The organism is Flavobacterium sp. P1_E4 (assembly GCF_056405915.1).
On sequence record NZ_JBFUBE010000002.1, the window covers coordinates 406,097 to 422,149 of the forward strand.

Below are 16,053 nucleotides of genomic sequence, written 5' to 3' on the forward strand. Positions count from 1 at the left end.
GTCGTGACTTTTTATTTCCAAATAATAGCTTGCGCAGGCTGTAACGGATTCTCTCCCACCAAAATTTTGCTGCCTTGGGCAATTGGTAAATTTATGGGATCGTTTGTGTAATTGACTCCTACGAAAAATCCATCTCTCCATTCTATAAATACTCCTTTTGGCAAATTTTCTATTGAGATTTTGGCTCTTTCATAAACGGAACGAACAATTTGTCTTTCCAATTTTCCATCTTTGCTTTCTACACCAATGTAAGTAATGGTTCCTTTTCCTAATTTTCTGGTAACAGCCGCTGCTTTGTCTTTGTAAAACTGATCTGAATAGGTTGCCAAAACTTCAGTTCCGGGTTTTGGTTTTAATACATCAGCCCAAGTGTTCCATTCGTAGGTATTGTCTCCAGCTTTTATGGTACCATTCACGTTGGCCGCCAACATATCGAAAAACTCCACATCGGCGCCTATTAACGGAACAATTGGGGCATTCCAATTGGCTTCAAAAAAATGTCCGTTTTTATCTTTTTGACCCGTACGACAGGTCAAGATTAAATTCCCTCCGTTTTCTACATATTTTGTCCATTTGTCGACTAATTTTTGATCAATAAGCTGATAAGCTGGTGCGACCATAAACGGATAGGCAGAAAAATCATCCTCCTCAGTTACAAAATCCATTGGAGCACCAGTAGATTTTATGGCCGTAGTGTAAGTATTTCTGTGTTTCCAAGTATTCCAAAATTCGGTCTGTTTTTGATTTTCCAAATCCCAAAGGTTTTCATGACTCCATAAAAAAGCGGTCTTTCTCTGGGCAATTTCTTTCGGGATTACCGCTTTTGGGTTGTATTCCTTGCGTAGTAATTTCATATCGGCAATGGATTGTACAAATTCTTTTCCCCCAGAAGAAAGTGTTACGCCATCAGTTCCTACAATTCCGTCATGATACATCTCGCTACTCCCAAGCGGATGTCTGTAGCGGTAAGTGCATGCAAAGGAACAACCACCCCCAAAAGCTTGTGATAGCCACATATGAACCGTTCCGGGTAACAATTGCGGATTAATGGATGCCCAGTTTACTTGCCCAGGTTGCATTTCCATAACGCCCGTTATGCCATTTATAGAACGATAATAATCATTGGCTTCCGATATTTTTGTTGGAGAACCCATTCTAAAACTATTGCCTCCCAAAGGATTTTGACCACTAACCGGATACATGGTGTAGGTTACAAAATCCATTTTGTCAGTTCTTCGGGGATCGGCACCATAAACAACATTAGTGTAATTGGTCGTAATCCATTGTTTTGGATCGATGTATTTTCTAAGAGTTTCTGCTTGTACGTTTAAATACTCTGCTTGCGAATCTGCCGTAAATCGTTTAAAATCTAAGACAGCGTGTGGACTCAATTTATCTTCATAATAGATTTCTGCATTCGGAATGGCTATTTGCTCAAAATTATTATAACGAATACTCCAGAAACTGGTCACCCATTCTGTATTCAGTTTTTCGATTGTTCCGTATTTAGTTTTAAGCCAATTTCTAAATGCTTTTTGCGCCGATGGACTAAAATCTTCGGGCGCTCCAGGTTCGTTGTCCACTTGCCAACCTATCACGTTTTTGTTTTTTCCGTATCTTTTTCCAAGTTCCGTAACAATTTTAGCTACAAACTCTCTGTATTTTTCATTAGAAACCGATTGGTTGGCTCTGTTTCCGTGTTCTCTACGACGGCCAGCTGCATCCACCAAATAAATCTCGGGATATTTTTCTCCCATCCAGGCCGGTGGAGTTGGAGTTGGCGTACAAAGAATAACTTTCAAACCTGCTTTTTCGGCTAAAGCCAAAGACTCGTCAAGCCATTTAAAATCATATTTTCCTTCTTCGGGTTCCATAAAACTCCAGGCAAATTCAGCAAAATGAGTAAACTCAAATCCTAATTTTTTGATGTTATTCAAGTCGCGTTCCCATTGTTCTTTTGGCCATTGCTCGGGATAATAATAAACTCCGATTTGCATTAAATCGGGTTTTGAAAAAAAGCGTTGCGGGCTTTTTTTATCCGAAGAGGAACCTTTTATTTCTTGTGCCAATATGGGAAATGAATAGCAAGTTAGTATAAGTAAGAGTGTGAATAATGGTTTAGTAATAAAGGTAATTGGGTTGTTCATGTTTAGTTTTTTTAATAGGGTTTCAATTTTAGAAAAGGATTTTATGTTTTAATCTTTTAAAAGAAGCATCATATAATGCGCCGCCGACCAGCTGAAATTATAAGATTCCAATCCTTTTCCGGTTATAGGTTGATAGTTTTCACGAATGGCTTCTCCTTTTCCTAACACACCATCGGCATTGTGAATGAGTTTGTGTGCCAATTGATTTGCTTCGGTGGTATAGCCATATTTTTCTAATCCATTTATGGCAAATTGACTTTGATCGAGCCAAATAGGTCCTCTCCAATAACCACCTTCGGGTTTAAATTTTGGATGATTGGCGGCCAATGTTGGCAAAGGAATAAATGTATTGAAAGTAACAGGATCAAGCATATTCTCTTTGATCATTTTGGCTTGTTCAGCAGTGGCAACTTCTGCCCATAGGGGGATATAGCCTTCACAGCCCATCACTTTCACAAGGGATTTTCCATCAATGGAAGTGTCATAAAACCAACCAGTGCTGGCATCCCAAAATTGATTTTGAATTTTTGTTTTTAATGCAACACCTTCTTCTTGCCATTTTTTGGATTCTTCCAGTAGTTTTAAAACCTGAGCCATCTTACTCAGATAGTTTTTTTCGGCATATAAATACGAATTCAAATCAACACTTTCCTGATCTATCGAATATGCATTTTCTCCATTTTTTAGTAACTGACTGTCGTCAAAACGAACGGCATTGTCCATACCGCTTTCCCATTTTCCCGCAATTAAAGTTCCATCTGTTGAACCAAATTCACATAATCCGTCCTGGTCGTGATCACGATCTTTGTACCACCAATTGTGGTATAGTTTAAGCTTAGGATATAATTCTTTTAAGAAATTAGTGTCTTTTGTTTGCTCATAAATTTTCCAAACTGCCCATGCTGCCAGTGGCGCTTTCGTATTTCTGTAATTATTAGGTTCAATTAGAGTGTCTCTATAAACACAATCTGGGATAAAGCCATTTGGCGTTTGATAATCAAATAAGGCACGCATTTGGCTTTTGGCCAATTCGGGATTGTAATTTGTTACGGCAGCTGCATGTTTCCAGCTATCCCATGCCCAAAATCCATTAAACCATTCGTAATTGTAACTAGGGAAAATACCGTTGTGTTTCAAACCTTCGGCTGCGATTCGAGAATTGTTTTGTAATGTTAGTGCTAATTTTGCCAATAAATTGGAGTAGATCAAATCATTATAAACTGCTTTCTTTTTGGCTATTAATTGAGCTAATTGATTTTCCTTTTCTTTTTGTGAGCTAGAAAGAATAGTGTTGAATTTTGCTTTCGCTAAAGATTCTTTTTCTTTTTGCCATGAATATTGCGGAAAAATAAAAGTTTGAGAAACCAGAATTACTCCGGTTTCATTTGGTTTAAGTGTTAATTTTTGAATTTGGGTTCTATATCCGTCTTTTGTAATTTCGATGGAAGTAGCATTTGAAAATTGGATGTATCCTGTGGCTTTGCTTTTTGTGGAAACGATTTTAACTATTTGATTTTCTTTTGATAATTGTAAATCCAAAAACAATTTTGAATCAAATGAAGGATAAACAATTATTGTTTCAGATGATCGGTTGGTAATACTCGTTTTTTGAATTGCCGATTGACCGGAAGAAAACACTAATTGTTGTTTTATATCTAATTTTTCATTCTGAAATTGTTGTTCCAAATGGCTATTGTAACTGTTTTGATTTACCAAAGCAGTTTGCCAATCAATAATTTCCTGTTGGTTTTTATCTTTAAGATGTAAAGAAACCAATGAAGGGCTTATCCAAACGCCGTTTTGTTCAGTCAATAAATAAGGTCCCGAAAAACCTCCTTGTCCTTGAGTAGAATCCAGAAATCCAAATCCAAACCAAGCGCCTTTATCTGAAAAAGCCAATGATTTTCTGTCGGTTGCGTTCGTTGGATTTCCTTTGTAATTAAGAATGTTTTTGCTAGCCTCTAAATTTGGGTAGGTCTTTTGAGCGAAATTAGCTTGGCTAAAAAAAATAAGTGATAATAATGCTGTAATCTGTTTCATATGGAGATAATATTTGCTTTTTAGTGGAATATGGTATCGCCATTTTTCATTCCTGTTTGTAATTTTGAATCATGGCGATTTCATATTTATCTAAGTATAAAACCGTTTTTCATAGGGTCATTTGGGTCAATAATAAAAGTGTTTGCACCTGTAATATGGGCTGTTCCTTCCACTTGAGGAATCACGGCTTTGAAAGCCCCGAAGTCTTTTTCGGAAAACAATGAAGCGTTAAAAACACTTCCCGTAATACTTTCAATTGCCAGTTTGCTGTTGTAATCTATTGTGTTTCTTGATTTTTCTATAGCTATTCTTCCCGAAACCCCTGAACCTGTTGGAGAACGGTCGACTTCTCCTTCGGCAAATACACATACATTTCGGCTATGATTTTCTTTTTCCTGTGCATCATCAATAAATATGGTTCCGTATAAAAAGCTTAAATCGTCTTCAAAAGGATGCAGTATTCCACTGTCATGCTGCATTACTGCCTGTTTAATTTCCATGCCTTTTTGTATGATAGTACGATAATCAGAATCGGTTAAGGTAAACTTTAAAGTATTGTTTTTTCTCAAATCTACATACGCATAGAAGGCACCACCATAGGCCAAATCATAAATAATTTTCCCTATTCCTGGTACTTCGACTTCACGATCCAGTCCTACGACAAAACTTGGAACACAATGAAAACGAACTCCCGTTACTACGCCCGATTTTACATTTACGTAAGAGGTTATTCGGCCACAAGGAGCATCGATTTCAAGTTTGTTTTCTCCTTCTTTTACTGTAATCCAGTTCATGTTTACCGCCAAAGTACTGATTGCAATAATGGCATGACCGCACATGGTACTGTAACCTTCATTATGCATAAATAAAATACCAAAATCGGCAGTTGCATCATTTGGCGGAAGCAAAACACAACCATACATGTCAGCATGACCACGAGGCTCGAACATAAGTGCAGTACGCAAATAATCGTAATTTTCTTTGATGTCCTTACGATATTCCAATACGGAAGATCCTTTCAATTCAGGAAAACCGGAAACGATTACTCGCAAGGGTTCTCCGCCCGTGTGCATGTCAATTGTTTTAATTTGAACCCAATTTTGAGGTACTGTATAATCTGTTTTTGAAATTATGTTTTTATAAGTTGAAGACATAGCTTTTTATTTTTTGGATATAAATTCAGAATGAAAATAAGAGGCTGCAACCAAGTCTTCTAGAGCATGCCCAACCGATTTAAAGTAGGTGATTTCTTTTTCGGATGTTCTTCCTTTTTTGGAGCCAGTACACAACTCGAATAGATCCGCTTTAATATCTTCTATGTTTAAAGTTCCATTATTTAAAGGGATTACAATATCACCGCTTTCTTTTAATCCTCCTTGGTAAGTGTCTAAGAATACTGATGATTTTAAAACAGCTTCATCATCCGCTTCTCTCATATCCTTTTTATAGGCGCCCACTAAATCGAGATGTTGCCCCTCTATCAGCCATTTTCCGAAGACTAAAGGAGTTGGTGATAAAGTGGCACAAGAGATAATATCGACTTCGGAGATTTTATCTTCAATGTTTGTGATAGCTATGCAAGAATAAGAAGCACTCGATAATTCATCACATACCGTTTGTGCTTTTTCCAATGATCTACCCCAAACATATACTTTGGTGATAGGCCGTACACTGGCATGTGCTTGAATTAAATTTTTTGCCAAAGCTCCTGTTCCTATCATTAATAAGGAAGAGGAATTTTCTCTGGAGAGATAGCTGCTGGCCAATGCTGAGGTTGAAGCAGTACGTTTTGTAGTCAGTGATTTTCCATCCAAAATAGCTTTGATATTCCCCTTATGAGCATCCAAATAAATATAGGTTCCTTGTATGGCAGGAAGATTATAATTACCATTATTGGGACTTACTGTTACTATTTTTACCCCCGCATCTACGCCAGGATTGAAGGCAGGCATCAGTAATAAAGTCGAGTCTTTGTCTTCAGGAGGATTTGGATAATCATGGTGATGACGCATTGGTACTTCTATAGATGGGTTTGCAAAACCATCTTTTAACCGATCAATGAGAAGTTTAAAATTGCAATTGTTTTCTATAAACGAATCAGAAATGAGTTGAATAGTATTCATTTTAAGGCTGTATTTTCAATAAAATTAGACTATTTATTTTTTTTAAATACTTTTCAATCCGTATCAGATAAAATATTACAATTTGAGGTTAATATAGTATCATTTTAAGGTGTGATGAGATTGTATTTTTAAAAAATAATTATAACCAATATGCAATGAAAATTAAAAATATTCTACTGATACTATCTTTCATTTTTTGTTCTTATTTGAGTTTTGCCCAAACAGGAACAATTGCTCCAACGGATTTAAAGAAAAAATTAATTGAGCTGTTTCCTGATGCTGAGATTTCTGAGATAAAGAATTTAGAAGGATATACTGAATCGTATCAGTTAATTTTGAATGAACCATTGGATCACAAACATCCTGAAAAGGGAACCTTTAAGCATTATATTTACCTTTCTCATTGTGATTTTAATAGTCCAATGGTAATTGAAACGCACGGTTATAATACAGGTAATATAAAAAGCGAAGTGAGTAAATTGCTAAACTCAAATCAAGTGGCTGTAGAGTATCGATTTTATGGTAAGTCAAGACCAAATTCTGTTCAATGGGAGTATTTAACAAATGATCAGGCGATCGAGGATTACCATAACATTACAATAAAATTGAAAGAATTATACAAAGGGAAATGGATTTCGACAGGAATAAGTAAAGGGGGAGAAACCACATTAATTTATAAATCGAAATACCCCAATGATGTAGATGTGGCCATGCCTTATGTAGCACCATTGATTAATACCCAAGAAGATCCAAGAACTGTGGAGCATGTAAAAATTGTGGGTACTCCTGAATGCAGAGCAAAAGTCACTCATTTTCAGAGAGCATTATTGCTAAATAGAGAAGCTCTTTTGAAGGAAATTAAAGAATATGCCGAGAAAGAAAAAATGAGTTTTACTGAAGTTTCTGTTGAAGAAGCCTTAGAATATGGCACTTTAGAATTCCCATTTTCTTTTTGGCAATGGGGCGGAAAATGTGAAGATATTCCTGTTGAGGGAGCCAGTCCTGCAGCATTATTTGATTATTTGAATAAGATAGTGGGGATTAGCACTTACAATGATCAAAAATATTTTGATTTATTACCCTCCTATTATCAGCATCTGAGTGAATTGGGATATTATGGTTTTGATTTCGAACCCGTAAGAGATTTGTTGAAAACAGTAAAAAGTACTTCTAATTCACGATTTGCTCCCAAAGAGGTTACGATAACATATAATCCAAAATACATTAAAAAGGTGCGTAAATATGTAGAGACAAAGGGTAATAAAATACTTTATATCTATGGAGGATTTGACACTTGGGGATCTTGTGCACCAACCCTAAATCCTAGTTTAGATGCTTTGAAGATGGTGCTTCCAGGTGGGAGTCATGCAACGAGAGTTAAAAATTTTCCAAAAGAAGACCAAGAAAAGATTATGGCAACATTGAATGGTTGGTTGAAATAAAAAAGAGGCATAATTGCCTCTTTTTCTATAATGTTTTCATTTGCTTTTCTAAAAAGTTATTGGATTGCTGTTCCAATAATTCTGTTGCATTTTTTCTTTGCAAATCATATAATTTTTTGTCCTCGGCAATATCGGCATAGATTTTATCGTGCATTGCAGCACTGGTTTTTATCAATAATTCGCGTTGGTATTTGTCTTGCTCGATAGTGGCTTTAAGCGCAGTTTCCAAGTCTTCCAATTTGAAATCGTATTCACCTCTAGGCGATAATAATTTGGCAATAATTGGAGAAGTTTCAATAGCTAAGAACAACAACATTATGAAAAATGAAGGCAACCAAGGTAATTTTCCCAGTGCATTGATTCGAGCCATCAAGCCATCGAAACCATCTATTATAGGCTTTGTCTCGGTTATTTTTTTGTCTAAATCGGCTTGTAAAGTTTTGGCTCTCGCTTCTTTATCGGCAATGGTTTTAACCGAATTTGATTTTAAGGAATCTAATTGTCGTAAAGCCAAATCATGCGCTTCTCTTTTCTCTTTATAAATAGGCCCTTTACCCATTTTTTTAGTTCCGGCGCTGCCTTCAGCTTCGGTAATATAGGATTGGTATAAATCGGCTACTTCTTTTTCTTTAGTTTTAATATTGGATTTTATACTTTCTATTTCCGACTGATTTTTAGTCACATCGCCTTTAAAATAATTAGATACTTGATTTTTATTGGCAATAGCCATTTCGTTTTTTTCTTTCAGTAAAACGGTGTTGATCTCCTTTTCGAAAATTTTAATTTCCAATGGTTTTGAAATCACGATTGCAATGATGAAAGCCAAAATAATTCGGGGAGTGGCTTGTAGAAATTCATTGGCAAAGCTATCCCTTTTTCGAATAGTGGAAACAATAAATCGGTCTAGATTAAAAATAAGTAGACTCCATACGAACCCAAAAAGTAATGCGGGAATGACGTTGTCAAAAACGGTAAAAAGTGCATAGGCACTGGCAATAAAAGCCATTACTGCCGTAAAAAAAACGGTGGCTCCAATACCGACAAATTTGGTTTGTTCGCCATCGGAACAACCTTCAAGAAGCTGTTTGTCAGCCCCTGAGCAAAGGATAAAGAATTGTTTTAACATGATTGATTTGATTTTTGATTGATTGATTTTTTGTTTCGATAATTATCGAAAGACGGTACAAATTTAATACCAAATAAATTAATTATATCTTAAATTGTTGATTTGTTTTTGGTTAGACTTTTTTATAAACAAAAAAAGAGCTGTTCGTTATCGAACAGCTCTTTTACGTATTGAATTAAAATTAACTAAGCGATCGGTGCTCCTGCCATTATTTCGGCATTGGCAAATTCTTTAAATTTGGCAAAATTCTCTTCAAATTTATGAGCCAACTCAGTAGCTTTTTTGTCGTATAATTCTTTGTCTTCCCAAGTGTTTCTTGGATTTAGAATTTCACTAGGTACTTCTGGGCAAGATTGTGGAATTGCAATTCCAAATACATCATGATTGATAAAATCGACAGTGTCTAATTGTCCTTTTAATGCTGCTGTAATCATGGCGCGAGTGAATTTTAATTTCATTCGACTTCCAGTACCATAAGGTCCACCAGTCCATCCAGTGTTGATTAACCAAACTTTTACATTGGCATCTTTCATTTTTTTGCTCAACATTTCTGCGTATTTTGTTGGGTGTAATGGCATGAAAGGCGCTCCAAAACAAGCTGAAAAGTTAGGTTGTGGTTCTGTAACACCTGCTTCTGTTCCAGCTACTTTTGCAGTATATCCAGATATAAAGTGATAAGCGGCTTGCCCAGCAGTTAGTTTGGATATAGGAGGTAAAATCCCATAAGCATCGGCAGTTAAGAAAAATATGTTTTTTGGATTTTTTCCAATAGAACCAGGCTGAATGTTATCGATATGGTCAATAGGGTAGCTTACTCTTGTGTTTTGAGTGATAGAAACATCTTCAAAATCTACTTCATTAGTCCCTGCTTTGAAAACCACATTTTCAAGAATAGCTCCTTTTTTAATAGCTCTGAAAATGTCTGGTTCGTTCTCTTCAGTAAGATTGATCACTTTCGCATAGCATCCTCCTTCAAAATTGAAAACAGTATTTTCGTTAGTCCATCCGTGCTCATCATCACCAATTAGTTTTCGTGCAGGATCTGCAGATAAAGTTGTTTTCCCTGTTCCTGACAAACCAAAGAATATGGCAGTATCTCCATCTTCTCCGACATTAGCGCTACAGTGCATCGGTAATGTATTTTTGAAAACAGGTAGAATAAAGTTCAATGCCGAGAAAATTCCTTTTTTCATTTCTCCGGTATATCCTGTGCCTCCAATTAACGCAATCTTTTTTGTAAAATCTAAGATTGCAAAATTCCCTTGGCGGGTTCCATCAATGGCTGGGTCTGCAATGAATCCAGGAGCGCAAATTACAGTCCACTCCGGTGTGAAATTTTCTAGTTCTTGATTAGTAAGTCTTAGAAACATGTTGTGACAAAACAAATTGGCCCAAGCGGTTTCGGTTACCACACGAACATTTAATCTGTAATTGGTATCGGCACAAACATAAGAATCTCTAACAAAAATCTCTTTGTTAGATAAGTAAGCGGTAACTTTTTTGTAAAGAGCATCAAAAGCAGTTGGTTCAAAAGGAATGTTTACTTTTCCCCACCATACTTTGTCCTCGGTAATACTATCTTTTACAATAAAACGATCCTGTGGAGAACGTCCTGTAAATTCTCCGGTATTTATTGCTAATGCTCCAGTAGAATTTTCAACTCCCTGTCCAGATTGAATGGTAATATCGTGTAACTCATTAGGGGTTAGTTGATACTGAATTTTGGCATTTTCAATTCCCAGTTCTTTTAACGAAATCGATTTCGTAAACAAAGCGTAGTTGTCCATAAAAAATAAATTTTTTTGAGTGTTGTTTATTTCACCGCAAAAGTATAATTTTTTTTAGAACCATATTAAATTTTATTTTTCTTTTTTTATTGGTTTTATTAAGTCAAAAAACAGTAGGAACCATGCAGAAATAAGAAATATCCCCCCAATTGGTGTAACGAATCCAAATATTTTGAAATCAATTGGCATCAAGGAATTGGTAGCCAAAAGGTAAATGGAGCCAGAAAATAGTACGACTCCAAAAACGGTCAAATTATAGATTGTTTTTTTTGATTTTTGACGAATTATAGTTGTTGTTCCGATAAACAATAAAAACAAAGCATGGTACATTTGATACCGTACACCGGTTTCAAAAGTAGTAAGTTGTTCAATAGTGAGTACTTTTTTTAGGGCATGTGCGCCAAAAGCACCTAAAATTATTGCTATCATTCCTAAAATGGCCGACGTTGTAATTATTTTTTTATCCATTATTTTTGTTTTATAAAAGGCAAAAGTATTTCTAATATTTTTAAACTGAAAGTGTTTTGTATGCAATGATAAAAGTAGTTTTTTAGTAACTCAAAACATAGGTATTTGAGCTTTTTTCTTCTTTTTCGAAAATGGCAAATTGATTTTAACTGTAAATGTTTTTTAAAAATCGTTTGTTATAAATACAACAATATTGTATGTTTGTGTTATATTTTTAAAACAGTCAAAATGTAATCTGTTTTAAATAGGGATAAATATATCCTGTTTAACAAGAAGAATATATTGAAATGTATAATATTACGTTTTTAAAATAAAATAAGTCATGAGAACAATTCTTATTATTGGGGCAGGAAGGTCTGCTTCTTCGTTGATACAATACCTTTTGAAAAAATCGGTATCCGAAGAATTGCATCTTATTATAGGTGATTTGTCTTTGGATTTAGCTCAAAAAAAGACAAATAATCATCCAAATGCAACTCCTATCGCTTTAGATATATTTGATGAGAATCAAAGAAAAAATGCAATTCAAAAAGCTGACATTGTAATATCCATGTTGCCGGCTCACCTTCATATTGAAGTAGCAAGAGATTGTATCGTTTATAAAAAACATCTTGTGACGGCTTCCTATATAAGTGATGCGATGCAAGAGTTGGATGAGGCAGCCAAAGCAAACAATCTAATTTTCATGAACGAAATTGGACTTGATCCAGGAATCGACCACATGAGTGCCATGAAAGTGATTGACGAGATTAGGGAACAAGGAGGCAAAATGCTTTTGTTTGAATCTTTTTGCGGAGGTCTTGTAGCTCCAGAATCTGACAATAATTTATGGAATTATAAATTTACTTGGGCTCCAAGGAATGTGGTGCTTGCTGGACAAGGAGGAGCTGCCAAGTTCATTCAGGAAGGCGCTTATAAATACATCCCGTATGTGAATTTGTTTCGTAGAACCGAATTTTTGGAGGTAGAAGGTTACGGTAAATTTGAAGCCTATTCGAATAGGGATTCGCTTAAGTACAGAAGTGTTTACGGTCTAGACGATGTGCTTACCTTATATAGAGGTACGATTCGAAGAGTTGGTTTTTCTAAAGCTTGGAATATGTTTGTGCAATTGGGGATGACAGATGATAGCTATATTATGGAGAACTCTGAAAACATGAGTTACCGTCAATTTGTGAATTCGTTCCTTCCTTATCATCCAACGGATTCAGTTGAAATCAAAATGCGTTTGATTCTAAAAATTGACCAAGACGATATCATGTGGGATAAATTATTGGAATTGGATTTATTCAATCGAAATAAAAAAGTAGGATTGAAAAATGCCACACCTGCACAGATTCTTGAAAAAATACTTACTGATAGTTGGACTTTAGAACCAGATGATAAGGATATGATTGTGATGTATCACAAATTTGGATTTGTCCTCAATGGTGAAGAAAAGCAAATAGATTCCAAAATGGTTTGTATAGGTGAAGATCAAACGTATACTGCGATGGCCAAAACAGTAGGGTTGCCAGTTGCAATGGCTACTTTGTTAATCTTGAATGGTAAGATCACAACTCCAGGAGTACAACTTCCTATTCGTAAAGAAGTGTACCTTCCGATTTTGAATGAGTTAGAAGAATACGGAGTTGTTTTTAATGAGCAAGCGATGCCTTATATAGGTTATAATCCTGATAAAGTTTTTAGTTGAGGTTTTTTTTAATTTTAGATTTTTTTTAAATTTTTTTTTAGACAAATCCGCTTCGAAAGAAGCGGATTTTGTTTTTTGGTATCTAATTATATAGTTATAAAATCATTCTATTTCTTGTTCAGAAACTACTTCGCCATTATCGTATTTGCGTATTAAAATCAGTTTCCCTTTTTCGGTGTAATATTTCCATTTGCCATTATAAAACCAATGTGTTTGTTCGTCTTCAGTTGTTATTTTTGTTATTCCTTTCGATTCGACTTTACCATTTTTGAAGTAGTTTTTTGTTCTGCAGTATGAGTTTTGAATAGTTTTCCTTTTTTATGCGTTTACCGTTCAAATAATATGTCCATTTTTTTATTGGCTCGCCATTATGATAGTTTCCAACAGATTTATAATTTGAACTGTCTTGACTGTAGTTTTCTATCCAAAGACCTTCTCTCTGTTTGTTTACTTTTTGATTGAGTTGCTTTGGTTTACAGCTAAATAGAAATCCGATAAGCATTAGATAAATTAAGAAGGGGCGCATATAATATTTTTGGTATCATAAATGTATAATTATTTTTTTTATATAAGATAAAATTTATTTTTCTTAGAAGACCTAAAGCCCTAGCCCAGATGGAAACGGCATCCTGTTGTCCCGGGGTTCGGGACAACAGATATAGTGTACAGCTGGAATTAGCTCCTAATTAAAATCAAAGTTGTTTTGAGAAAAGTGCAAAAAAAATCCGCTCACAGAGAACGGATTTAGATAATGTTAGAGGAATCTTATTTGCTTAATTCCACAAAATATTTGTAAAACAACGGAATTGTTTCGATCCCTTTCAGATAATTGAAAATCCCGAAATGTTCGTTTGGCGAGTGAATAGCATCACTGTCAAGGCCAAAGCCCATAAGTATAGTTTTGCTTTTTAGCTCTTTTTCGAACAAGGCAACAATAGGAATACTTCCTCCAGAACGGACCGGAATTGCAGGAACACCAAAGGTTTCGGTATAAGCCATGTTGGCCGCCTTGTAGCCGATGCTGTCTATAGGAGTCACATAACCTTGGCCGCCATGATGAGGAGTAACTTTTACGGTAACGCCTGCCGGAGCAATGTTGGTGAAATGTTTGGTGAACAAGTCGGTGATGACTTCCCAATCTTGGTTTGGTACCAATCGCATGGAGATTTTGGCAAATGCCTTACTCGCAATTACGGTTTTTGCACCTTCTCCAGTGTAACCTCCCCAAATTCCGTTGACATCCAGCGTAGGGCGAATGGAGTTACGCTCATTGGTTACGTATCCTTTTTCACCATAGATATCATTCAAGTTTAGTGCTTTCTTGTAGTTGTCTAGATTAAAAGGAGCTTTGGCCATTTCGGCTCTTTCCTCCAGTGACAATTCTTGAACATTGTCATAAAATCCTGGAATCGTAATGTGATTGTTTTCGTCATGTAAGGAAGCAATCATTTTTGCTAAAACATTTATAGGATTGGCAACAGCACCTCCGTACAGTCCAGAATGTAAATCACGATTTGGTCCCGTAACTTCTACTTCCACATAACTCAAACCGCGAAGACCTGTGGTGATAGAAGGTTGCTGATTGGAAATCATTCCGGTATCCGAAATCAAAATCACGTCATTTTTTAGTTTCTCGGTATTGTTTTCCACAAAGGTTTTTAGGTTAACGCTGCCAACTTCTTCCTCACCTTCAATCATGAATTTTACGTTGCAAGGCAAAGTGTTGCTTTGAATCATGTATTCAAAAGCTTTTACGTGCATATACATTTGACCTTTGTCATCACAAGAACCTCTGGCAAAAATAGCGCCTTCGGGATGGATTTCTGTTTTCTTAATAACGGGTTCAAATGGGGGAGAAGTCCATAATTCTAATGGATCTGCCGGTTGAACATCATAATGACCGTAGACTAAAACGGTAGGCAATTTTGGGTCGATTGTTTTTTCTCCGTAAACGATAGGATAGCCTGCGGTTTCGCAAATTTCTACAAAATCGCATCCAGCTTTTACTAAACTTGCTTTAACAGCATCAGCAGTATTGAGAACATCTTGAGAAAAAGCGGTGTCTGCACTTACGGATGGAATTTTCAACAATTCAATTAACTCATTGATAAACCGATCTTTGTGTTTTGTAACATATAATTTTATATCTTCCATTGGATCAAATTTTTTTGAGGATCAAAAATACAAAAAAGAGAATGAATATTTTTTTAAAAAAATCCTTTGAAAACTCGAAGATATGATTATCTTTGCACCCACAATTACGCGGATATGGTGAAATTGGTAGACATGCCAGACTTAGGATCTGGTGCCGCAAGGCGTGTAGGTTCGAGTCCTATTATCCGCACAGAAAGCCCAAACATATGTTTGGGTTTTTTTTATGCAAATTTGTGAGAGACTTATCTCGTTTTTTGAAAAGCTCTGTTGTTCTTGCTAAAGGCTCTTCTCTCGAGAAGCTTTTTTGTTTTAATTCCTTTTTTAGTCAGTAATATAGAACCTCGTAATCTGACAAAATTCATTCTAAAAGTTTGTCAGATGATTTTGTGAATGGATATAGATTTTGGTCTTTGTGTTTTTGTAGTGTTTTTGCAATTTTTTGTTACCTATATATAGGTGAAGATTTCAGATCAAACACATTAATTAATTCCTCCAATATTCTGGAGCTTAATCCCGCTATCCGCTACAATCTTGTGGTCCGAACTCCGGACCACAAGGATTTCCACTGCTATCGGGGCTAGGGTCTGGGGTTTTCATAAGAAAGAAAGCAATAAATCCACACCTTTATATATAGGAGAGAAAGACCTGGAAACAAATTCGTAAAAATCTCCCCTTTTGCTCAAGTAAAATCGTTTTGTCTATCTTCAATTTGGTATTGAAAAAATCAATCAAAGTCCGAAAACGTTGGTAAAACCTCAAAAAGGCTATAAAAGAAAGCTACTAAAATGTCAAAGTCTCAAAAAATGCGTCCCATAAAAGACAACATACCAGAGGATTAAAAAATACTTTGAAAAAAGGCTAAAAAAGCCATTGTTTACACGAATAAAGGAGCTACTTTTGCACCCGCAACGACGCAGACGTTCCTAGAAATCCTGACAAGCCCACGAAATCGAAACGAAAATTTATTTTCAAAAAAAGATTTAAAAAAGCTTGTGAGATTCGAAAACGTAAGCTATTTTTGCACCCCGCAAAACGCGTAACGTTCCTTGAAATACTGCTGAGAAAAAGAGAAG

Annotated in this window: 11 protein-coding genes and 1 tRNA gene; 3 read left to right on the forward strand and 9 right to left on the reverse strand. The window is 35.7% G+C overall.

Going from position 1 to position 16,053, the window contains the following annotated elements; all coding sequences use genetic code 11:
* Window positions 1-11: 11 nt before the first annotated feature.
* The 4 genes from AC1DY0_RS03570 to lhpI form a co-directional block, all read right to left on the reverse strand.
* Window positions 12-2,147 carry a beta-galactosidase gene (locus tag AC1DY0_RS03570; protein ID WP_477187295.1) on the reverse strand — a complete coding sequence of 712 codons (2,136 nt, stop codon included), beginning with the start codon at window positions 2,145-2,147 and terminating at the stop codon, window positions 12-14.
* A 48-nt stretch (window positions 2,148-2,195) separates the two neighbouring features.
* Complete coding sequence (locus tag AC1DY0_RS03575; protein WP_477187296.1) at window positions 2,196-4,187, reverse strand: MGH1-like glycoside hydrolase domain-containing protein; 1,992 nt, start codon at window positions 4,185-4,187, stop codon at window positions 2,196-2,198.
* Between the two features lie 86 nt (window positions 4,188-4,273).
* On the reverse strand, window positions 4,274-5,341 hold the full coding sequence (locus tag AC1DY0_RS03580; RefSeq protein ID WP_477187297.1) for a proline racemase family protein: 1,068 nt from the start codon (window positions 5,339-5,341) through the stop codon (window positions 4,274-4,276).
* A 6-nt stretch (window positions 5,342-5,347) separates the two neighbouring features.
* Window positions 5,348-6,310, reverse strand: a complete 963-nt coding sequence (gene lhpI / locus AC1DY0_RS03585; RefSeq protein ID WP_477187298.1) for a bifunctional Delta(1)-pyrroline-2-carboxylate/Delta(1)-piperideine-2-carboxylate reductase — start codon at window positions 6,308-6,310, stop codon at window positions 5,348-5,350.
* Between the two features lie 155 nt (window positions 6,311-6,465).
* On the opposite strand from lhpI, the gene AC1DY0_RS03590 reads away from it, so the two are divergent.
* Complete coding sequence (locus AC1DY0_RS03590; protein WP_477187299.1) at window positions 6,466-7,752, forward strand: S28 family serine protease; 1,287 nt, start codon at window positions 6,466-6,468, stop codon at window positions 7,750-7,752.
* A gap of 25 nt (window positions 7,753-7,777) precedes the next feature.
* Here the strand turns inward: AC1DY0_RS03590 and AC1DY0_RS03595 are convergent, their stop codons facing one another.
* From AC1DY0_RS03595 to AC1DY0_RS03605, 3 genes are all read right to left on the reverse strand, one after another.
* Window positions 7,778-8,878 (reverse strand): DUF4407 domain-containing protein, encoded by a 1,101-nt coding sequence (locus AC1DY0_RS03595; protein WP_477187300.1) that lies wholly within the window; start codon window positions 8,876-8,878, stop codon window positions 7,778-7,780.
* A 185-nt stretch (window positions 8,879-9,063) separates the two neighbouring features.
* Window positions 9,064-10,665, reverse strand: coding sequence for a phosphoenolpyruvate carboxykinase (ATP) (gene pckA, locus AC1DY0_RS03600; RefSeq protein ID WP_477187301.1), 1,602 nt, complete (start codon window positions 10,663-10,665; stop codon window positions 9,064-9,066).
* A gap of 72 nt (window positions 10,666-10,737) precedes the next feature.
* Window positions 10,738-11,133 carry a DUF423 domain-containing protein gene (locus AC1DY0_RS03605; protein ID WP_477187302.1) on the reverse strand — a complete coding sequence of 132 codons (396 nt, stop codon included), beginning with the start codon at window positions 11,131-11,133 and terminating at the stop codon, window positions 10,738-10,740.
* A gap of 322 nt (window positions 11,134-11,455) precedes the next feature.
* Between AC1DY0_RS03605 and AC1DY0_RS03610 the strand changes: the two genes are divergently transcribed.
* Window positions 11,456-12,826, forward strand: a complete 1,371-nt coding sequence (locus AC1DY0_RS03610) for a saccharopine dehydrogenase family protein (protein ID WP_477187303.1) — start codon at window positions 11,456-11,458, stop codon at window positions 12,824-12,826.
* Window positions 12,827-13,085: 259 nt separating this feature from the next.
* Here the strand turns inward: AC1DY0_RS03610 and AC1DY0_RS03615 are convergent, their stop codons facing one another.
* Both AC1DY0_RS03615 and AC1DY0_RS03620 read right to left on the reverse strand, forming a co-directional pair.
* Complete coding sequence (locus tag AC1DY0_RS03615) at window positions 13,086-13,352, reverse strand: hypothetical protein (RefSeq protein WP_477187304.1); 267 nt, start codon at window positions 13,350-13,352, stop codon at window positions 13,086-13,088.
* Between the two features lie 239 nt (window positions 13,353-13,591).
* Window positions 13,592-14,980 (reverse strand): dipeptidase, encoded by a 1,389-nt coding sequence (locus AC1DY0_RS03620; RefSeq protein WP_477187305.1) that lies wholly within the window; start codon window positions 14,978-14,980, stop codon window positions 13,592-13,594.
* A gap of 108 nt (window positions 14,981-15,088) precedes the next feature.
* Here AC1DY0_RS03620 and AC1DY0_RS03625 point away from each other — a divergent pair.
* Window positions 15,089-15,170: transfer RNA gene (locus tag AC1DY0_RS03625), tRNA-Leu, on the forward strand.
* The last annotated feature ends 883 nt before the right edge of the window (window positions 15,171-16,053 follow it).